This window comes from Tsukamurella spumae (assembly GCF_012396015.1).
Taxonomy (GTDB): Bacteria; Actinomycetota; Actinomycetes; order Mycobacteriales; family Mycobacteriaceae; genus Tsukamurella; species Tsukamurella spumae.
Genome location: NZ_JAAXOQ010000005.1, coordinates 123,414 through 143,540, shown reverse-complemented (window position 1 = coordinate 143,540; position 20,127 = coordinate 123,414). Strand labels below are relative to the sequence as shown.

General features: G+C 71.3%; 17 protein-coding genes and 1 pseudogene. 7 read left to right on the top strand and 11 right to left on the bottom strand.

The features are described 5' to 3' along the window. Positions 1-141: 141 nt before the first annotated feature. From HF999_RS05550 to HF999_RS05520, 7 genes are all read right to left on the bottom strand, one after another. Positions 142-3,180 (bottom strand): translation initiation factor IF-2 N-terminal domain-containing protein, encoded by a 3,039-nt coding sequence (locus HF999_RS05550; RefSeq protein WP_168544904.1) that lies wholly within the window; start codon positions 3,178-3,180, stop codon positions 142-144. A gap of 303 nt (positions 3,181-3,483) precedes the next feature. Then, complete coding sequence (gene ndk, locus HF999_RS05545; RefSeq protein ID WP_168544903.1) at positions 3,484-3,897, bottom strand: nucleoside-diphosphate kinase; 414 nt, start codon at positions 3,895-3,897, stop codon at positions 3,484-3,486. Between the two features lie 63 nt (positions 3,898-3,960). Next, positions 3,961-4,359: a DUF4233 domain-containing protein gene (locus HF999_RS05540; protein WP_168544902.1), complete on the bottom strand. Its 399-nt coding sequence runs from the start codon at positions 4,357-4,359 to the stop codon at positions 3,961-3,963. Continuing rightward, positions 4,356-5,783: a bifunctional tetrahydrofolate synthase/dihydrofolate synthase gene (gene folC, locus HF999_RS05535; protein ID WP_168544901.1), complete on the bottom strand. Its 1,428-nt coding sequence runs from the start codon at positions 5,781-5,783 to the stop codon at positions 4,356-4,358. Before folC ends, HF999_RS05540 begins: the two co-directional genes overlap by 4 nt. After that, positions 5,780-8,482, bottom strand: coding sequence for a valine--tRNA ligase (locus HF999_RS05530; protein ID WP_168544900.1), 2,703 nt, complete (start codon positions 8,480-8,482; stop codon positions 5,780-5,782). The genes folC and HF999_RS05530 overlap by 4 nt, the downstream gene beginning before the upstream one ends. 13 nt (positions 8,483-8,495) lie before the next feature. Further along, complete coding sequence (locus tag HF999_RS05525) at positions 8,496-9,170, bottom strand: 3-oxoacid CoA-transferase subunit B (protein ID WP_168544899.1); 675 nt, start codon at positions 9,168-9,170, stop codon at positions 8,496-8,498. After that, positions 9,167-9,916: a CoA transferase subunit A gene (locus HF999_RS05520; RefSeq protein ID WP_168544898.1), complete on the bottom strand. Its 750-nt coding sequence runs from the start codon at positions 9,914-9,916 to the stop codon at positions 9,167-9,169. Before HF999_RS05520 ends, HF999_RS05525 begins: the two co-directional genes overlap by 4 nt. Positions 9,917-10,061: 145 nt before the next feature. Between HF999_RS05520 and pcaH the strand changes: the two genes are divergently transcribed. Genes pcaH through HF999_RS05490 form a run of 6 tightly spaced genes read left to right on the top strand, consistent with a single transcriptional unit; the run spans position 10,062 to position 16,048 of the window. Then, on the top strand, positions 10,062-10,766 hold the full coding sequence (gene pcaH / locus HF999_RS05515; RefSeq protein ID WP_168544897.1) for a protocatechuate 3,4-dioxygenase subunit beta: 705 nt from the start codon (positions 10,062-10,064) through the stop codon (positions 10,764-10,766). Positions 10,767-10,769: 3 nt separating this feature from the next. Next, positions 10,770-11,396: a protocatechuate 3,4-dioxygenase subunit alpha gene (gene pcaG, locus HF999_RS05510; protein ID WP_168544896.1), complete on the top strand. Its 627-nt coding sequence runs from the start codon at positions 10,770-10,772 to the stop codon at positions 11,394-11,396. 25 nt (positions 11,397-11,421) lie between these two features. Further along, positions 11,422-12,780, top strand: coding sequence for a lyase family protein (locus HF999_RS05505; protein ID WP_168544895.1), 1,359 nt, complete (start codon positions 11,422-11,424; stop codon positions 12,778-12,780). Further along, complete coding sequence (gene pcaDC, locus HF999_RS05500; RefSeq protein WP_168544894.1) at positions 12,777-13,964, top strand: bifunctional 3-oxoadipate enol-lactonase/4-carboxymuconolactone decarboxylase PcaDC; 1,188 nt, start codon at positions 12,777-12,779, stop codon at positions 13,962-13,964. Before HF999_RS05505 ends, pcaDC begins: the two co-directional genes overlap by 4 nt. 3 nt (positions 13,965-13,967) lie before the next feature. Further along, complete coding sequence (locus HF999_RS05495) at positions 13,968-14,804, top strand: IclR family transcriptional regulator domain-containing protein (protein ID WP_168544893.1); 837 nt, start codon at positions 13,968-13,970, stop codon at positions 14,802-14,804. A 32-nt stretch (positions 14,805-14,836) separates the two neighbouring features. After that, positions 14,837-16,048, top strand: a complete 1,212-nt coding sequence (locus tag HF999_RS05490) for an acetyl-CoA C-acetyltransferase (RefSeq protein ID WP_168544892.1) — start codon at positions 14,837-14,839, stop codon at positions 16,046-16,048. 7 nt (positions 16,049-16,055) lie between these two features. Here the strand turns inward: HF999_RS05490 and HF999_RS05485 are convergent. Beyond that, positions 16,056-16,697 (bottom strand): annotated as a pseudogene (locus HF999_RS05485) (shikimate dehydrogenase); the annotation flags it as partial. A 92-nt stretch (positions 16,698-16,789) separates the two neighbouring features. Here HF999_RS05485 and HF999_RS05480 point away from each other — a divergent pair. Further along, on the top strand, positions 16,790-17,428 hold the full coding sequence (locus tag HF999_RS05480) for a TetR/AcrR family transcriptional regulator (RefSeq protein ID WP_168544891.1): 639 nt from the start codon (positions 16,790-16,792) through the stop codon (positions 17,426-17,428). Between the two features lie 49 nt (positions 17,429-17,477). On the opposite strand, the gene aroQ is transcribed toward HF999_RS05480, so the two are convergent. The 3 genes from aroQ to HF999_RS05465 form a co-directional block, all read right to left on the bottom strand. Then, positions 17,478-17,921, bottom strand: a complete 444-nt coding sequence (aroQ, locus tag HF999_RS05475; RefSeq protein WP_168544890.1) for a type II 3-dehydroquinate dehydratase — start codon at positions 17,919-17,921, stop codon at positions 17,478-17,480. A gap of 66 nt (positions 17,922-17,987) precedes the next feature. Next, the gene (gene clpX, locus HF999_RS05470) at positions 17,988-19,262 is read right to left on the bottom strand and encodes an ATP-dependent Clp protease ATP-binding subunit ClpX (protein WP_168544889.1); all 1,275 of its coding nucleotides are present in this window, start codon (positions 19,260-19,262) and stop codon (positions 17,988-17,990) included. Positions 19,263-19,447: 185 nt separating this feature from the next. After that, positions 19,448-20,110: an ATP-dependent Clp protease proteolytic subunit gene (locus HF999_RS05465; protein ID WP_168544888.1), complete on the bottom strand. Its 663-nt coding sequence runs from the start codon at positions 20,108-20,110 to the stop codon at positions 19,448-19,450. Between the last annotated feature and the right edge of the window lie 17 nt (positions 20,111-20,127).

Here is a 20,127-nt window from a genome sequence, read left to right as displayed (position 1 = left end):
TTACCTCTTCAACACATCTCGTAGTTCTAGCGCGCGCCAGGTGCGCGGCTCGCCTTCACGCAAGTACTCCGGTACCGCGCACGCACGAGCGCGCCGCCGGAAAAGCGACCTTCCCAGGTTACGGGAACGCCGACGCCAGGGTCAAACCGGCTGGTCCGCCTTGTTCGCAGCGTCACCCTCGGCGCTGCCCGCCGCAGGGCCCGCGGGCCGGGCCGCGGCACGGCGCCGGGCCCGCTTGCGCGCGGGCTCCGCGACCGACTGCCCCGCGGAATCACCCGCGGGAGCGGCCGGGGCGTCGGGAACGGGTGCCGCGATGTCGACGACGATCGTCTGCGCGGACGCCGAGGTCGTGGTGGGCGCCTTCCGCGCCACCCTGCGGCGACGCGGGGCCGACGGTGCCTGCTCCGCCGGCTGCTCCGCCGGCTTCCGGTCCGCCTCCACCGGTGCGTCGACCGCGGGGGCCGCGGTCTCAGCGGGCGCCGCCGTCTGGGCGGGCGCTGCGGCCTCGGCGGGCGCTGCGGGAGCCGCGGCCTCAGCGGGGGCTGCGGCCTCAGCGGGCACCGCGGCCTCAGCGGGGACAGCCGTCTCGTTGCCGTCCTCATCGTGGTGCGCCGCCATCGCCCGGAACATCGGGTGCTCGCCCTTGTGCACGGCGGGCTCCTTCGCGGGCGCGGGCTGCGCCTCCGGGGCCGGGGCGGCACCGTCGGACTTGGAGCGCTTGCGCTTCTTGCGGCCCGTGCCCTCCGACCGCTCCCCCGAGCGGCCCGCGTCCTCGCCGCCACCCGACGACTCGACGGGCGCGTCGTGGACGATGATGCCGCGGCCGGCGCACGCCTGGCACGGCGTGGAGAAGGCCTCGACGAGGCCCGTGCCGATCCGCTTACGGGTCATCTGGACCAGGCCCAGCGAGGTGACCTCGGAGACCTGGTGGCGGGTGCGGTCGCGGCCCAGGGCCTCGGTGAGGCGCCGCAGCACGAGGTCGCGGTTGGACTCGAGGACCATGTCGATGAAGTCGACGACGATCATGCCGCCGATGTCGCGCAGGCGCATCTGCCGCACGATCTCCTCAGCCGCCTCGAGGTTGTTGCGGGTGACCGTCTCCTCGAGGTTGCCGCCGGCGCCGGTGAACTTGCCGGTGTTGACGTCGACGACGGTCATCGCCTCGGTGCGGTCGATGACCAGCGTGCCGCCCGAGGGCAGCCAGACCTTGCGGTCCATCGCCTTCGCGAGCTGCTCGTCGATGCGGTAGGTGGCGAAGACGTCCGGCGCGTCGGCGTGGGCCTTCTCGAACTTCTCGACCCGCGGCATCAGGTCGGGAGCAACATCGCCCACGTACTTCGAGGTGGTGTCCCAGGCCTTGCGGCCCTCGATGACGAGCTTGCTGAAGTCCTCGTTGAACAGGTCGCGGACGACCTTGACCAGCAGGTCCGGCTCCTCGTAGAGCGCCTTGACGCCCTTCTGCGAGGACGCGGCCTCGATCTCGGCCCACTGCGCCTGCAGTCGCGCGACATCGCCCGCGAGCTCCTCGGCGCTCACGCCCTCGGAGGCGGTGCGGATGATCACGCCCGCATCGGCGGGGACGATCTCCTTGAGGATCTCCTTGAGGCGCTTGCGCTCGGTGTCGGGCAGCTTGCGGGAGATGCCGGCGGAGCCACCGCCCGGCACGTACACCAGGAAGCGTCCCGCGAGGGAGATCTGCGTGGTCAGGCGGGCGCCCTTGTGACCGACCGGGTCCTTCGAGACCTGCACCAGCACCTGGTCGCCGGGCTTGAGCGCCTGCTCGATCTTCCGCGCGTTGCCGTCGAGGCCGGCGGCGTCCCAGTTGACCTCGCCGGCGTAGAGCACGCCGTTGCGGCCGCGGCCGATGTCGACGAACGCGGCCTCCATCGAGGGCAGCACGTTCTGCACGCGGCCGAGGTAGATGTTGCCCACCATCGACGCCGAGCTGGACGAGGTGACGAAGTGCTCCACCAGCACGCCGTCCTCGAGGACCGCGACCTGGGTGTAGTCGGCGGGGTGCGGCACGGTGTGGCCGTCCTGCCCCTGCGACGGACCCACGCCGGTGCGCTCGCGCACGACCATCACGCGGTCGACGGCCTCGCGGCGGGCGAGGAACTCCGACTCGGTGAGGATCGGCGGGCGGCGGCGCACGGTGTCGCGGCCGTCGCGGCGACGCTGGCGCTTGGCCTCCAGGCGGGTCGAGCCGCTGATGCCGCGCACCTCGTCGCGCCGGGCGCGCTGGCGCGCTTCGCGCGGCTCGCGCTCGTGGACGACGGTGTTCGGCGGGTCGTCGGACGAGGCCGCCTCGGCGCCGTCCTCCCCCGCGCCCGAGCGGCGCCGGCGACGGCGACGGCGGCGACGCGAGCCACCGTCGGTCACGTCCTCGACGTCATCGCCCTCGGCGTCGTCCGACGATGCCTCGTCCGCCGCCTCGGCGGCGGGCGAGCTGTCCTCCTCGGGCTGCTGCTCGTCGGTGCTCGCGCCCTGCGCCGGCGCACCGTCGGCCTGCTCGGCCTGGTCCTGGCCGTCCTGCTCGTCGGCGTTCTCGCCGCGCCCGCGGCCCCGGCCACGACGGCCCCGGCGGCGGCGACGGTTGCCCGCGCCCTCGTCGTCCGCGGACTCGTCGCCCGACGGTGCCGCGTCCGCGGCCTCGGCGGCGGGCTCGGTGTCCTGCTCGGTCGCGGGGGTGTCGACGGCGACGGCCGGGGCCTCGGGCTCCGCGGCGTCCTCGACGACGACGTCCTTCTTCTTCGGCGCGCGCGCCTTCCGCGGCGCGGGCTCCACCTGCTCGGGCTGCAGGAACAGCGGCACCGTGGTGTCGATGGTCGGCGGGGCCACCTCGGCGATGGGCTCGATGACCGCGGCCTCGGAGAAGAGCGACGGGGTCTCCTCGACGGGCTCGGCGAGCGGCGCGGTGGCGGGTTCGGGCGCGACCTGCTGGTCAGCGGCATCGGGCGCTCCGCCCGCGAGCTCGGCGATGCGATCGCGGACCCGCTCGGCGGCGCTGCGGTCGATGCTCGAGTGCGCGCTGCGCGCGACGAATCCGAGGTCGCCGAGGTGCGCGAGCACCTCCTTGCTGGTGAGCCCGAGCAGACGCGCCAGTGCGTGCACGCGCAGCTTCTGCGGGAACTCTTCCCCGGCTTCGTTGTTCTGTTCTTCCGGCGACGTGTTGTCGGCCACTGAATCTCCTACCGACCCCCGGGCGCGATCACTACTCGGTCGCGGCCACGCGGGGGCGTGTCGTGTGGTGGGGCTCCAGGTGATCTGAGGCCTCACGTTTGTCAAGGTCTGCACGTGTCTCGTGCGTGGCGCACGCTTGCTCGGTGTTCGCCGAGCTGCCGGGCCGGTCGGTGCTGCGCGGTTGCGCGCGCCGACGTGCGTCCGACTCATCATCCCACACGTCACAGCCGCGGCGGAAAAGTATCGGGCCCGCGCTGCGCGGTTCGCGCGGCGCGGGCCCGGAGGGACGTGGGTAGACGCAGGTCAGGCGAGACCGGGGAACCAGAGAGCGATCTCGCGCGCGGCGGACTCGGGCGAGTCGGAACCGTGCACGAGGTTCTCCTGGGTCTCCAGGCCGAGGTCGCCGCGGATGGTGCCGGGCACGGCCTTCTCCACGGGATCGGTGCCGCCGGCGAGCTGACGGAACGCCGCGATCGCCCGCGGGCCCTCCAGCACCGCGGCCACCACGGGCCCGGAGGTGATGAATTCGAGCAGGGAGCCGAAGAAGGGCTTCTCCTTGTGCTCGGCGTAGTGGCCCTGCGCCACCTCGATGGAGACGTGCTTGAGCTCGAGGGCCGCGATGGTCAGGCCCTTCCGCTCGATGCGCGCCAGGATCTCCCCGGACAGGCCGCGCCGCACGCCGTCGGGCTTGATGAGAATCAGAGTCCGCTCAGTCACGAGCACGACAGTAGCGGGGTGGGTCGTCACCGTCGACGACGGTCCCCCGGACGGCGTGCCGGATCAGTCCGCGATCGGCTCCTGGCCCTGCAGCCGCCCCTCGGCCATGCGCTTCTTGACGTCCCGCTCGATGTAGACGATGTACGCCCAGACCAGGCCGAACACGATGCCCACCGCGCCGATCCCCCAGTGCACGGCGAAGCCGGCGATGACGGCCACCTGCAGCACGCAGAACGCGGGGATGGCCCACGGCTTCTTCACGACCAGGCAGCCGGCGAAGCAGGCCGCGGCCAGCAGGAGCACGTACGCGATCTTGACACCGGTCAGGCCGGAGGTCAGCTTGATCACCACCGGTAGCGCCAGCAGGATCACGATCATCTCGAGGATCAGCGTGCCGGACAGGATGCCGCGGAAGCTCTTCCACGGATCCTTGGTGGGCGGCGTGAACCGCTGAGTACTCACTGGGGTTCCTTTCCGAACAGCGAACGCGCCACTCCCGCGGTCACCACGGAGCCGGTCACGAGCACGCCGACGCCCGAGGCCGGCGCACCGGTGTCGAAGCCGTCGTCCGACTCGTCGTCGGCGAGCGCGACCGCGGTCTCGACGGCGTCGACCATGGTGGGCGAGGTGACGACGCGGTCCTCGCCGAAGATCTCCTCGGCGATCGCGGCGAGCCGCTCGACCTCGAGCGCGCGCGGCGACCCGTTGTGTGTGACCACGATCGTGTCGAGCACCGGCTCGAGGGCGGTGAGCACGCCGATCGCGTCCTTGTCGGCGAGCACGGAGACCACGCCGATCAGCGTGTGGAAACCGAACTCGGTCTGCAGAGTGCGCGCCAGCGCCTGCGCGCCGTGCGGGTTGTGCGCGGCGTCGATGAGCACCGTCGGGGCGGTGCGGACGCGTTCGAGCCTGCCCGGCGAGGCGGCCCTCGCGAAGCCCTCCCGCACCGTGTCGAGGTCGAGCTGCTGGTCCGCGCCCGCGCCGAAGAAGGCCTCCACCGCGGCGAGCGCGACCACGGCGTTGTTGGCCTGGTGCTCGCCGTGCAGCGGCAGGAAGATCTCGTCGTACACGCCGCCGAGGCCCTGCAGGGTCAGCTGCTGTCCGCCGACGGCGACGCGCCGCTCGACGACCATGAACTCGGAGCCCTCCCGCGCGACGGCGGCGTCCGCCTCGACGGCCCTGCGGAGCAGCACGTCCATGGCGGCCGGCTCCTGCTTGCCCACGACCACGACGGTGTCCTTGGGGATCAGCCGCTCGGGGGCCCGCTTGATGATGCCCGCCTTCTCGCCCGCGATCGACGGGATGTCCGGGCCCAGGATCTCGACGTGGTCCAGACCGATCGGCGTGATCACGGCGACCTCGGCCGTCACGACGTTCGTGGCGTCCCAGGTACCGCCGAGCCCGACCTCCACCACCGCCACGTCGACGGGCGCCTCTGCGAATGCCGCGAAGGCCATCGCCGTGAGCACCTCGAACTTGCTCATCCGCGGACCGTCGGCCGCCTCGGACTGCGCGTCGACCAGCTCGATGAAGGGCTCGAGCTCGCGGTAGGTCGCGACGTACTGCTTCGCGGTGAGGGGCGCACCGTCGATCGCGATGCGTTCGGTGGCCAGCTGCAGGTGCGGGCTGGTGATCCGGCCCGTCCGGCGCGAGAAGGCGAGCAGCAGCGAGTCGATCATGCGCGCCGTCGAGGACTTGCCGTTGGTCCCGGCGATCTGGATCGACGGGTAGGCGTCCTGCGGCGAGCCGAGCAGCTGCATCAGCGCGGCGATGCGCGTGAGCGAGGGCTCGATCTTCGTCTCCGGCCAGCGCTGGTCCAGTTCCGCCTCGACCTGCGCCAGTTCGGCGAGGTCGTCGGGGTCGGCGGCGAACGCGGGCACCGTCACGCGGCGCCCCCGCCGAGCTGCGCGATCCGCGCCGTCAGCCGCTCGACCTCCTCCTGCGCGACGGCCTGCCGCCCGCGGATCTTGTCGACGACCGCGTCGGGCGCCTTGGCCAGGAAGGCCTCGTTCCCGAGCTTGGCCGTGGTCCCGTCGAGCTCCTTCTGCGCGGCCTTGAGGTCCTTCTCCAGGCGCGCCCGCTCGGCCCCCAGGTCGACGGTGCCGGACGTGTCCAGTTCGACGGTGACCGTGCCCCCGACCAGCCGGACCTCGAGCGACGCGGTGGCGGCGAAGCCCTCCTCGGGCGGGGTGAGGCGGCACAGGTTCGCGGCCGCGGCGGCGAGCGAGGCCAGGCCCGCGTCGTCGAGGCCCGTGAGCCGCGCGGCGACCCGCTGCCCCGGCTTGAGCAGCTGGTCGCTGCGGAACCGGCGGATCTCGGTCACCAGACGCTGCAGGTCGGCGAAGCGGCGCGCGGACTCGACGCCGTCCGCCGGGATCTCGGCGGGCGCCCAGTCGCGGGACGGCCAGTCGGCGATCACCAGCGAGGTGCCGCCGGTGAGGGCCTTCCACAGCACCTCCGTCACGAAGGGCATCGTCGGGTGCAGCATCCGCAGCACGACGTCGAGGGCCTTGCCGAGCACCAGGCGCGTGTTCTCGCCGAGCTCCGCGTCACCGTCGTCGTTCGCGGCGTGCAGCTGCAGCTTGGCGACCTCGAGGTACCAGTCGCACAGCTCGTCCCACGCGAAGTGGTAGAGCGCCTCGCAGGCCTTGCCCAGTTCGTTCGCGTCGAACGCGGCGTCGGCCTCGGCCTGCACCGCGGCGAGGCGGTCCAGGATCCAACGATCGGCGTCGGTGAGCCGATCGCGCGCCGGGAGCTCACCGACGTGCGCGTCGTTCATCAGCGCCAGCTTGGTGGCGTTGAACAGCTTGGTGGCGAACTTGCGGCTGCTCGCCGCGGCATCGGCGCCCACGTTGAGATCGGCGCCGGGGATGGTGCCGCGGGCCAGCGTGAAGCGCAGCGCGTCGGCGCCGTACTCCTCCACCCAGTCCAACGGATCGATGCCGTTGCCCTTCGACTTGGACATCTTCTTGCCGAACTCGTCGCGGACGAGCCCGTGCAGCAGCACCTCGTGGAAGGGCACCTTGCCGGGCGCGTTCGGCTCCTCGCCGACGAAGGTGCCGAACATCATCATCCGGGCGACCCAGAAGAAGATGATGTCGTAGCCCGTGATCAGGGTCGACGTGGGATAGAACTTCGCGAGGTCGGCCGTGGAGTCCGGCCAGCCCATCGTGGAGAACGGGAACAGGCCCGAGCTGAACCAGGTGTCCAGCACGTCGGGGTCCTGCTCGTAGCCGGCGGGCGGGACGTCGTCGGGCCCGCAGCACACGACGTCCCGGTTACCCTCGGCGTCGGCGGGGCCGTACCAGACCGGGATGCGGTGGCCCCACCACAGCTGCCGGGAGATGTTCCAGTCGTGCATCTCGTCGACCCAGTCGAAGAACCGCGGCGCCAGCGATTCGGGGACGATCGTGGTGTCGCCGCTGCGGACCGCGTCGCCCGCCGCCTTCGACAGCCGGTCCACCTTGACCCACCACTGCATCGACAGCCGCGGCTCGATCGGCTCGCCGGAGCGCTCGCTGTGGCCGACGCTGTGCCGGTACGGGCGGACCTCCTTGACGATGCGGCCCTGCTCGGCCAGCGCCTCGCGGATGGCCTTGCGGGCGGCGAAGCGGTCGAGTCCGTCGAACTGCGTTCCGGTGCCGACGATGTGGGCGGTCTCGTCCATGATCGTGGGCATCGGCAGACCGTGCCGCTGGCCGAGGGCGAAGTCGTTGGGGTCGTGCGCGGGGGTGATCTTCACCGCGCCGGAACCGAACTCGGGGTCGACGTAGTCGTCGGCGACGACGGGGATGCGCCGGTCCAGGAACGGGTGCTCGAGCGTGGTGCCCACCAGCGCGCGGTAGCGCTCGTCGTCGGGGTGCACGGCGATCGCCGTGTCGCCCAGCATGGTCTCGAGGCGAGTCGTGGCGCAGACGATGTGCGGCTCACCGTCGTTCATGGACCCGTACCGGAAGGACACGAGCTCCCCGTCGACCTCCTTGTGGTCGACCTCGAGGTCGGAGATGCCGGTCTGCAGCACCGGCGACCAGTTGACCAGACGCTCGGCCCGGTAGATCAGGCCGGCGTCGAAGAGCTGCTTGAAGATGGTCTGGACGGCGCGCGAGAGGCCCTCGTCCATGGTGAACCGCTCGCGGGACCAGTCGATGCCGACGCCGATGCGGCGCATCTGGCCGGTGATGTTGCCGTGGCTGGCCTCCTTGAAGGCCCACGCGCGCTCGAGGAAGGCCTCGCGGCCGATCGTCCGACGGTCGGTGCCCTCCGCCGCCAGCTGCTTCTCCACCAGCGACTGCGTGGCGATGCCCGCGTGGTCGGTGCCCGGCAGCCACAGCACCTCGTAGCCCTGCATCCGCTTGCGGCGGCACAGCGCGTCCGTGATGGTCTGGTCCAGCGCATGCCCCAGGTGCAGGCTGCCGGTCACGTTCGGCGGCGGCAGGACCACGGAGAAGGCGGGCTTGGGCGAGGTGTTGTCGGCGGTGAAGTACCCCGCGTCCACCCAGCCGGCGTAGATGTCCGCCTCTACCGCACCGGGCTCCCAGGCGGCGGGGAGTCGGTCGAGAGCGGAGTCGTGCGGCGCAGTAGTCACCCCCCGATTCTAGTCAGTGGACGCGAGCGGGTTTCGTGGGGCTTTGGTAGCTCCGGTCGGGCACGAGCAGCGGCGCGGCGGTCTTGGCGACCACCTCGTCGACCTCGACGCCGGGAGCCGTCTCGACCAGGAGCAGGCCGTCCGCGGTGATGTCGATGACCGCCAGGTCGGAGACGATGCGGTTGACGCATCGCAGACCGGTGTACGGAAGGGTGTTCTCCGACAGGATCTTCGGATCGCCCTTGCGGGTGACGTGATCCATCATCACGATGACGCGGCCCGCACCGTGCACCAGATCCATCGCGCCGCCCATGCCCTTGACCATGGCACCGGGCACCATCCAGTTCGACAGGTCGCCTCGGGCGCTCACCTGCATCGCCCCGAGCACCGCCACGTCGACGTGGCCGCCACGGATCATCGCGAAGGACTCGGAGGAGCCGAAGAACGAGGCGCCGGGCGCCACGGTGATGGTCTCCTTGCCGGCGTTGATCAGCTCCGGATCCACCTCGTCCTCGAACGGGTACGGACCGACGCCGAGCACACCGTTCTCGGAATGCAGCACGACCTCCCGATCGGCGGGGATGTGGCCGGGGATCAGCGTGGGCATGCCGATCCCCAGGTTCACGTACTGACCGTCCAGCAGATCGGCCGCGATGCGGGCCGCCATCTGGTCGCGGGTCCAACTCATGCCTGCACCGTCCTGTTCTCGATTCCGGTCTCCTGGGGCCCGACGACCACGACGCGCTGGACGTAGATCCCGGGCGTGTGCACGTCCGCGGGGTCCAGCTCCCCGGGTTCGACGAGATGCTCGACCTGCGCGATGGTGATCCGCCCCGCGGTCGCCGCGTCGGGGTTGAAGTTGCGCGCGGTTCCGCGGAAGACCAGGTTGCCCAGCCGATCGCCCTTCCAGGCGTGGACCAGGGCGAAGTCGGTCCGGATGCCGCGTTCGAGGACGTAGGTCTCGCCGTCGAACTCGCGGGTCTCCTTGGGCGCCGAGGCGACCGCGATGCCGCCGGCCCCGTCGTACTGCAGGGGGAGCCCGCCGTCGGCGACCTGCGTGCCCACTCCCGCCGAGGTGAAGAACGCCGGAATGCCGGCGCCGCCGGCGCGCATCCGCTCGGCGAGGGTGCCCTGCGGCGTCAGCTCCACCTCGAGCTCACCCGAGAGGTACTGCCGGGCGAATTCCTTGTTGGAGCCGACATAGGAGCTGATCGTGCGACGGATGCGGTGCGCCTCGAGCAGTTTGCCGAGGCCGAACCCCTCCGTGCCGCAGTTGTTGCTCACCGTCTCCAGGTCGGTGGCGCCCTGCTCCAGAATCGCGTCGATCAGGACGGATGGAATGCCGACGAGGCCGAAGCCGCCGACGGCAAGGGATGCCCCGTCCGGGATATCAGCGACGGCCTCCGCCGCGCTGGGATGAACTTTGTTGATCATGTGATCCAGGCTACCCCAAAACGTTCTCTGTGTGAACACATATACACATCGCGAACTCGCGGCCCGGAACTGTTGCCTCCATCACCCCCGCCGGATAACATGTACGTATACCGTTCACATGTTCACATCAAGAACGAGGATGCTCATGCCGCTCTCTTCCGACCGCCTCTTCCTGCCCGGAGCCACTCATCCCCCGCTCCTGTCGCCGGACTACAAGACGACGCGGCTGCGCAGCCCCCGGCAGGACCTGATCCTGATTCCGGAACGCCTGGGCGAACTCACCGGCCCGGTCTTCGGCGACGGTGACGTGGACGCGGCGGAGAGCGACATGAGCCTGGCCAACGGCGGCGAGGCCATCGGCCAGCGGATCATCGTGCACGGCCGCGTCGTGGACGCGGACGGCAAGCCGGTCCCGGACACCCTGATCGAGGTGTGGCAGGCGAATGCGGCGGGCCGCTACCGGCACCGCAACGACTCGTGGCCGGCCCCGCTGGACCCGCACTTCAACGGCGTCGCCCGGGCGCTCACCGACGCGACCGGCGAGTACCGGTTCACCACCATCAAGCCCGGCGCCTATCCCTGGGGGAACCACCACAACGCGTGGCGGCCCGCCCACATCCACTTCTCCTTGTTCGGACGGGCGTACACGCAGCGTCTCGTGACCCAGATGTACTTCCCCGACGACCCCTTCTTCTTCCAGGACCCCATCTACAACGCCGTCCCCGAGGCTGCTCGCGAGCGCATGATCGCCTCGTTCGACTACGACGCCACCCAACCGGACTGGGCTCTCGCGTACCGGTTCGACATCGTCCTCCGCGGTACCCGCGCCACCCCCTTCGAGGAGGCCTGACCCATGATCGATTCCGGAAGCAACACCGACGCTCCGCGCTACCCCGTGTTCTCGCGCGCGCAGGACGAGGTCCCCGTCGGCCTGATGCCCTCGCAGACCGTCGGACCGTACGTCCACATCGGCCTCCTCGCGGGCTGGGAGAAGGGGTGGGACGCCGTGCCCGACGGTGCCACCGGCACCGTCGACCTCGAGCTCATCGCCTACGACGGTGCCGGACAGGCGATCGCCGACGCCATGTTCGAGACCTGGCAGGCCGATGCGGCCGGCGGCCTCGGCTCGAGCGACCCGCGGGGCGACGCACCGTCGGATCCGCCGGGCTTCCGCCACCTCGCACGGGTCTTCGCCGACGACGACGGCGTGGCGACCATCCGCACCGTGAAGCCCGGAGCCCTGCCCGGCGAGGCACCCCACATCAACCTCGGTCTGTTCGCACGCGGCATTCTGGAGCGGTTGATGACGCGGATCTACTTCCCGGAGGACACTGCGGCGCAGGCGACCGACCCGGTACTGACGCTCGTGCCGGAAACCGATCGGCATCGACTCATCGCCGAGCGCACCGCGACCGGCTACCGGTTCGAGATCCACGTCCAGGACACCGGTTCGGGCGAGACCCCGTTCTTCGCCCTCTGACCCGCCACCGACCGAGAGGACCGCAGTGCCCGGCAATCGAGGCGAACTGTTCGACCCCGTCTTCGGGGCCACGGCGGCGGCCGCGAAGCTCGACGACGCGGCGTGGATCGACGCGATGCTGCGCGTGGAAGCGGCGCTGGCCCGCGCGGAGGGCGACATCGGCGTGATCCCCGAGTCGTCGGCGCGGGCGATCGCCTCGACGATCGACGTGCTCCGGGAGCAGCCGCCGGCCTCGCTCGCACCCCGCGCGCTCGGTGCCGCGGCCGCCGCGGGCGGCAATCCGGTGATCCCGCTGGTCGGCGTCGTGCGGGAGGCGCTGCGTGCCACGCAACCGGACGTTCCACCCGGCCACGTGCACCGCGGCGCCACCAGCCAGGACATCCTCGACACCGCGCTCGTCCTGATGCTCCGCGCCGCCGCCGCCGTCCTGCTCGCCGACCTGGACCGGGCCGCCCGCGCCGCGGCCGCGTTGGCAGCGGCCCACCGCGATACCCCGATGGCCGGCCGCACCCTCGGCCAGCAGGCGCTGCCCACGACCTTCGGGGTCCTCGCCGCCACCTGGCTGACGGGGCTGCGCCGCACCGCCGCGGCGGTCGCCGCGCAGGTCGCGGACCTGCGCGTGCAATTCGGCGGCGCGGCCGGCACCCTCGCGGCACTCGCCCCGCACGGGCTCGAGGTGGCCGACGCGCTCGCCGACCGCCTCGAACTCCCCCGGGCGACGGTGCCCTGGCACACCGAGCGCAGCGCGTTCGGCCTCCTCGCCGGGGCGCTCGGCGCCGCTGCGGGAGCGATCGACAAGGCCGCATCCGATGTGGTGCTGCTGGCCGGGACCGAACTCGGCGAGGTCTCCGAGGATGCGCCCGGCGGTTCCTCGGCGATGCCCCACAAGCGCAACCCCGTCGCCGCGATCACCGCCCGCGCCGGCGCCCGCCGGGCCCCGGGCCTCGTGGCCGGCGTGCAGGCGTCGATGGACCACGAACTGCAACGCGCCGCCGGCGCGTGGCACGCGGAGTGGGAGCCGCTGGTCGACCTGATGCGCACCACGGCCGGCGCGGCCGCCCGCCTCGCCGACAGCCTGGACGGGCTCCGGGTGCACGCGGATCGCATGGCCCGCAACCTCGAGGTCACCGGCGGCGCCCTCCTCGCCGAGCGCGTCACCGTCGCACTGGGCGAGCAGGCACCGGATGCCCGCGAACGGGTCACGGCCGCCTGCGCGGCGGGGATCCCGCTGGACACCGCGCCCCCGATCCTCGAGTTCCTGCCCGCCGACCGCGTGCGGGCCCTCCTCGATCCGGCCGGCTACCTCGGCCACGCGGGCGACCTGGTCGACCGCGCCCTGGCCCGCTACGCCGCCCCCGAACCCACTGCAGGAGAAGCCCGATGACCGCCCCGCTCCGTCTCGCCCACGATGTGATCCCCGCCCGCAGCGGCCACGCCGACGCTCCGGTCGTCGTCTTCCTGGGCTCGCTCGGATCCACTCGACAGATGTGGCAGCCGCAGGTCGCGGCGCTCTCCGGCGGAGCCACGGTGGTGACGATCGACCACCGCGGTCACGGCGACTCCCCCGTCGCCCCCGGGCCGTACGCCGTGGCCGAGCTCGCGGCCGACGTGCTCGCACTGCTCGACGACCTCGACGCCTCCGCCGTCCACCTGGTCGGGCTGTCCCTGGGCGGTGCCCTCGCCCAGTGGATCGCGGTGCACCGCCCGGACCGGGTGCTCACGCTGACGCTGCTGTGCACCGCGGCGCGGTTCGGCGAGCCCGCGGGCTGGTGGGAGCGCGCCGCCGCGGTCCGGGCGGACGGCACGGAGTCCATCGCCGACGCCGTGGTGTCCCGCTGGTTCACCCCCGCACTCGCCGAACGGGATCCCGAGCTCGTGGCCCGGAGCCGGGCGATGGTGGCGGGGACCTCCGACGAGGGGTACGCCGGTTGCTGCGAGGCATTGGCCGAGTGGGACTCGCGCACCGACCTCGGTCGCATCACGGCACCCACGCTGGTCATCGCGGGCGCGCAGGACCCGGCGACCGGCCCGGAGACGATGCGGACGCTCGCCGAGGGCATCGTCGGCGCGCGCATGGTGACCGTCGACCCGGGAGCGCACCTGGCCAACGTCGAACAGGCCGGCCGTGTCACCCAGCTCATCCGCGACCACATCGCCCGGTCGTCGGGGTACGACGCCGGACGCGCCGCCGCGTCCGCCGCGGGCGATGCGACCCGGCGCGCCGTGCTCGGCGACGCCCACGTGGACCGCTCGACCGCGGCCATCACCACCTTCACCGCGCCCTTCCAGGACTTCATCACGCGCACCGCATGGGGCGACGTGTGGACCCGGCCCGGCCTGAGCCACGAGCAGCGGCGACTGCTGACCATCGCGATCCTCACCGCGGTCGGCAACGAACACGAGCTGGACATGCACCTGCGCTCGGCGTTCCGCGCGGGCATCGACCCCGGCACGGTGGCCGAGGTGCTCCTGCACACCGCCGTGTACGCCGGCGTCCCCAACAGCAATCAGGGGTTCGCCCTCGGCAGGGCTGCGCTCGCCGACCTCGAGGCGGATGCGGGAGCATAGGGCATGACCTCCGACATCGATGGCCTCCGCTCCGGCACCGCCCGCGACGCCCGCGCCGATACCGCAGCACCGGTACCGTCGTCCGAATACGTGCAGTCGCTCGCCCGCGGACTGTCGGTGATCCGGGCGTTCGACGCGGCGAATCCGCGGCGCACCCTCAGCGACGTCGCCCGCGCCACCGACCTGACCCGCGCCACGGCCCGCCGCTTCCTCCTGACCCTCGCCGAGCTGGGGTACGTGCGCAGCGACGGAACGCTGTTCTGGCTCACGCCTCGCGTCCTCGAACTGGGCTACAGCTATCTGTCCAGCCTGACGCTGCCGGAGATCGCCGAGCCGCACCTGCAGGACCTCAGCGAGGAGGTCAACGAGTCCTCCTCGGTGTCGATCCTCGACGGCACCGAGGTGGTCTACGTGGCCCGTGTCGCGATTCGGCGGATCATGACGGTGGGGATCTCGATCGGTACGCGCCTGCCCGCGTGGGCCACCTCCATGGGGCGCGTCCTGCTGGCCGATCTACCGGACGACGAGCTGGCCGCGAATCTGGAAGCCGCTGCACCGCAGCCCTTCACCGAGCGCACCCTCACCGATCCCGCCTCCCTGATCGCCGAGATCCGATCCGTCGGCAGCCGCGGGTACGCGCTGGTCGATCAGGAGCTGGAGAACGGCCTGCGCTCGCTCGCCGCCCCGGTGCGTTCCGCGGACGGCCGGGTCGTCGCGGCGCTGAACATCTCCACCCCCGCGTTCCGCTACACCGACGCGGACATCCAGGACACCCTGCTCCCCGCCCTCCTGCGCACCACGGAGGCGATCCAGCGCGATTTGGCCGCCGTCCGGCGCTGACCTCACCCAACCCCGAAAGGCCCCCTCTCACCATGCGCGATGTCGTCATCTGTGAACCCCTCCGCACCCCCGTCGCACGCTTCGGCGGCGCCTTCAAGGACGTCCCGGTGGAGCAGCTGGCGGCCACGGTGATCTCCGCTCTCGTCGAGCGGTCGGGGATCGACCGGGCGTTGATCGGAGACGTCATCCTCGGACAGGCGTCGCCGGGCGGCGAGGCACCCGCGCTGGGCCGCGTGGCCGCCCTCGAGGCCGGGCTGGGTATCGAGGTGCCCGGCCGTCAGGTGGACCGACGGTGCGGTTCGGGCCTGCAGGCCGTCATCGACGGTGCCCTCACCGTCGCCTCGGGTGCGGCGGATCTGGTGCTCGCGGGCGGCGCCGAGTCGATGAGTCAGGCGGAGTTCTACACCCATCCCAACATCCGGTGGGGTGTGCGCGGCGCGGGTGTCGAGTTGGCGGATCGCCTGGCGCGCGCACGGGTCACGGCCGGCGGCAGCCGCTTCCCCGTGCCCGGCGGCATGATCGAGACCGCGGAGAACCTGCGCGCGGAGTACTCACTGTCGCGGGAGGAGCAGGATCGCCTGGCCGCCGAGTCCCATCGCCGGGCGATCGCGGCCATCGACGCGGGGATCTTCGCCGAGGAGATCGTCCCCGTGGCGGTCCCCCAGCGGCGCGGCGAGCCCGTTCTCGTCGACCGCGACGAGCATCCGCGCGCCGATACCACCGTCGAGTCGCTGGCCGGCCTGCGGCCGATCCGGATCAAGCAGGATCCGGAGTCCACCGTGACCGCCGGGAACGCGAGCGGCCAGAACGACGGTGCCGCCCTCGCCATCGTGACCACCGCCGAGAAGGCCGCCGAGCTCGGCCTCGACCCGCTCGCCCGGTTCGCGGGCTGGGCCGTGGCGGGCGTGCCCCCGCGCACGATGGGCATCGGCCCGGTGCCGGCGACCGCGAAGGTCCTCGGCCGCCTCGGGCTCACGCTCGACGACATGGGCGTGATCGAGCTGAACGAGGCGTTCGCCGCACAGACGCTCGCCGTCCTGCGCGAGTGGGACCTCGACCCCGCCGACCCGCGGCTCAATCCGCACGGCTCGGGGATCTCGCTCGGCCATCCGGTCGGCGCGACGGGCGCCCGGATCCTCGCGACGCTGCTGCGTGAGATGCGCCGCAGCGGAGCGCGATACGGCCTCGAGACCATGTGCATCGGCGGCGGCCAGGGCCTGGCGGCCGTCTTCGAGCGGCTCTAGGGCGCGGTCAGGCCTCAGCCGCCAGGAGGGCCGCCACCGTGGCGGCCATCCGGTCGGCGTCGGCGGGCAGGCCGGTGAAGATCCGGAAGGCGTCCACGGCCTGGCCCACCGTCATGCCGACGCCGGTCACCGTGCGGGCGCCGATCGCCGCGGCGGCGCGCAGCAGCTCGGTCTCCGCGGGTCGGTAGACGACATCGGCCACCCAGAGATCCGGACGGAGCAGGGCGGTGTCGAAGGCGGTCCCCGGGTGATGGGCCATCCCCATCGGCGTCGCGTTCACCACGCCGTCGGCGGCGGCCAGCGCGTCCGCGATCCCGGCCGGCTCGCCCGTGCGGATGTCCCGATCACCGAACTGGCCGCGCAGCAGTCCCGCCAATGCCTCCGCCCGACCGCGGTCGCTGTCGACCACGGTGAAGGTCCGGGCCCCGTGCTGCAGGGTCGCGTAGGCCACGGCGGCGCCGGCACCGCCTGCCCCCACCTGGACGACGGTGTCCGCGGGCCCGTCGCCCAGGCCCGCGGCGAGGTTGCGCGCGAACCCGCTGCAGTCGGTGTTGTGGCCGGTCAGCCTGCCGTCGGTGATCTTGACGGTGTTGACGGCGCCCAGCGTGGCGGCGGTCTCGTCGAGCTCATCGAGGTGCGGAATGACGCTCCCTTATTAACTATCTAGTGCGTTAGGTCACGGTAGCATGAGCGGGACCGGGGACGGAACCCCGCGCCACCCGCCCACACCGAGGAGTGCCCATGGCGAACACGACACCCAAGCGCGGGCGCGATCCCGAGCGGACCCGCCGCGACATCCTCGAGGTGGCCACCCGCGAGTTCGCCGAGAAGGGGCTCGACGGTGCGCGGATCGACGAGATCGCGGACCAGACGGCGACGACGAAGCGGATGATCTACTACTACTTCGGCGACAAGGACGCGCTCTACCGCACGGTGCTGGAGAACGCCTACCGCGAGATCCGGCTCGAGGAGTCCCGGGTCGACGTCGACCACATGCGACCCGCCGACGCGCTGCGCGCGATCGCCGAGGCCACCTTCGACCACCACGAGGCACATCCGTTCTTCATCCGGCTGGTGAGCGTCGAGAACATGCAGCGCGGGCGGAACCTGGCGGCGATCGACGACATCGCGCAGGCGCAGCGCCCGGCGCTCGACGCGCTGGAGCGCATCCTCGAACGCGGCGTGACCTCCGGCGAACTCCGCGTTGACGTGAGCGCGCTCGACCTCCACGTCCTGATCAGCTCGTACTGCGTGTTCCGGGTGGCCAACCGGCACACCTTCAACGCGCTCTTCGACTACGACCTCCTCGACGGTGGGCGGCGCGAACATCTGCGCCGCATGCTCGGCGACGTGGTGATCGACTACGCCACCGCCCGCTGAGCCCCACCCCGGGGCCCGGCCCCGCCGAGACCAACGCCGGCTGCGGAACTCATTCGCCGGCCAGCCGGCGACCGATGAAGTCCACCGCCAGCCCGTATCCCTCGATACCCAATCCGGCGATCACGCCGGTGGCGACCGGCGAGACGTACGAGTGACTGCGGAACGCCTCGCGGGCGTGGACGTTGCTGATGTGGACCTCGACGAGCGGGACCTCCAGGGTCACCAGCGCATCGCGCAGTGCCACGGAGGTGTGGGTGTAACCGCCGGGGTTGATCACCACTCCCACCGCACCCAGGCGCGCCTCGTGAACCCAATCGATCAGAGCGCCTTCGTGGTTCGACTGCTCCGCGCGCACCTTCAGACCGAATCGCTCCGCCCGCGAACGAGCCAGCGCGACCACGTCGTCGAGCGTCTCCCGCCCGTACGTGTCGGGCTCGCGCTGTCCCAGCAGATTCAGGTTCGGACCGTTGAGAAGGACGATCTCGCCAGGCATGCCACAGCTCCTAATGTACGAAACAGTTAATCCGTATCGCTCAGGATACCCGCTGGCGCGTGGGAATCAGGCGCTCTTCTCGCGGCGCTCGTGCGAGCGCTTGCGGGGCACGATGGTGGGCAGCACGTTGTCGCGCACCGTCTCCCCCGTGACCACGACCTTCGCGACATCGTCACGCGAGGGGATGTCGAACATCACGGGGTTGAGGACCTCTTCCATGATCGCGCGGAGCCCGCGGGCACCGGTACCGCGATGGATGGCCTGATCGGCGATGGCACCGAGGGCGTCCTCGTCGAACTCGAGCTCCACGCCGTCCATCTCGAACAGGCGCTGATACTGCTTGACCAGGGCGTTCTTCGGCTCCGACAGGATCGACACCAGCGACTCCTTGTCCAGGTTGGACACGGAGGCGATGACGGGAAGCCGGCCGATGAACTCCGGGATCAGGCCGAACTTGATCAGGTCCTCGGGCAGCACGTCGGCGAAGTGGTCGACGGTGTCGACCTCGCTCTTGGTGCGCACCTCGTTGCCGAACCCCAGGCCCCGCTTGCCGATCCGGTCGCCCACGACCTTCTCCAGCCCGGCGAAGGCTCCGGCGACGATGAACAGCACGTTCGTCGTGTCGATCTGGATGAACTCCTGGTGCGGGTGCTTGCGGCCGCCCTGCGGCGGGACGCTGGCCTGCGTGCCCTCGAGGATCTTCAGCAGCGCCTGCTGCACGCCCTCGCCGGACACGTCGCGCGTGATGGACGGGTTCTCGCTCTTGCGGGCGATCTTGTCGACCTCGTCGATGTAGATGATGCCGGTCTCGGCGCGCTTGACGTCGTAGTCGGCGGCCTGGATCAGCTTGAGGAGGATGTTCTCCACGTCCTCGCCGACGTAGCCCGCCTCGGTGAGCGCGGTGGCGTCGGCGATGGCGAAGGGCACGTTGAGCATCTTCGCCAGCGTCTGCGCGAGGTAGGTCTTGCCGCAGCCCGTGGGGCCGAGCATGAGGATGTTGGACTTCGCCAGCTCCACGTTCTCGCCGCGCGCGTCCTTGCGCTCGCCCGCCTGGATCCGCTTGTAGTGGTTGTAGACCGCCACCGCGAGATTCCGCTTCGCCGAGTCCTGCCCGATCACGTAGTTGTCGAGGAAGTCGCGGATCTCGACCGGCTTGGGGAGCTCGTCCAGCTTCACATCGCTGGACTCCGCGAGCTCCTCCTCGATGATCTCGTTGCACAGGTCGATGCACTCATCGCAGATGTACACGCCGGGACCGGCGATCAGCTTCTTGACCTGCTTCTGGCTCTTTCCGCAGAAGGAGCACTTCAACAGGTCTGCGCCGTCCCCGATCCGTGCCATGCCGTGCCCTACTTCCCTTGCCGATGACTGGCCTGCCCGCGGTCCCGAGGGCAGCCGATCTCTGATGTCGACGGTACCCGCGAACCGAACTCCCGGCGACCGATATGAACAGCTTGCTGCAGGTGGCGCCGGGGGTCGCGGAACCCGCTCACGCGGCGTGTCGCGCCCCCGGTCACCCGCTCGAATTACTTGGCGGACGCCTTGCGGTACGGGAACACCGTGTCGACGATGCCGTACTCCTTGGCCTGGTCGGCCGTGAGGATGTTGTCGCGGTCGGTGTCCTTGCGGATCTGCTCGAAGGTCTGGCCCGTGTGGTTCGCCAGGATCTCGTCGAGTCGGTTGCGCACGCGCTCGATCTCGGCCGCCTGGATCTCCAGGTCCGAGACCTGCCCGCGGGCACCGCCGCCGCTGCGCGGCTGGTGGATGAGCACCGTCGAGTTGGGCAGCGCGGCGCGCTTACCCGGCGTGCCGCCGGCGAGCAGGATGGCCGCCGCGGAGGCCGCGGTGCCGAGCACGACCGTCGCCACGTCGCAGTGGACGTACTGCATCGTGTCGTAGATGCCGAGCGCGTCGTAGACGCTGCCGCCGGGCGAGTTGATGTACAGCGTGATGTCGCGGTCCGGGTCCTGGGACTCGAGCACCAGCAGCTGCGCCATCACGTCGTTCGCCGAGACCTCGTCGACCTGGGTCTTGAGGAAGATGATGCGCTCGTCGAAGAGCTTGGCGTACGGGTCCATGACCCGCTGCTCACCGTTGGCGGCGCGCTCGAAGAACTGCGGAATCGTGTAGCGGGACTGCGGCGGCAGGTGCAGACCCTGCGCCGTGTTCTGGGGGAAACCGTCGGTCATTGAAGTGAAGTCCTCTC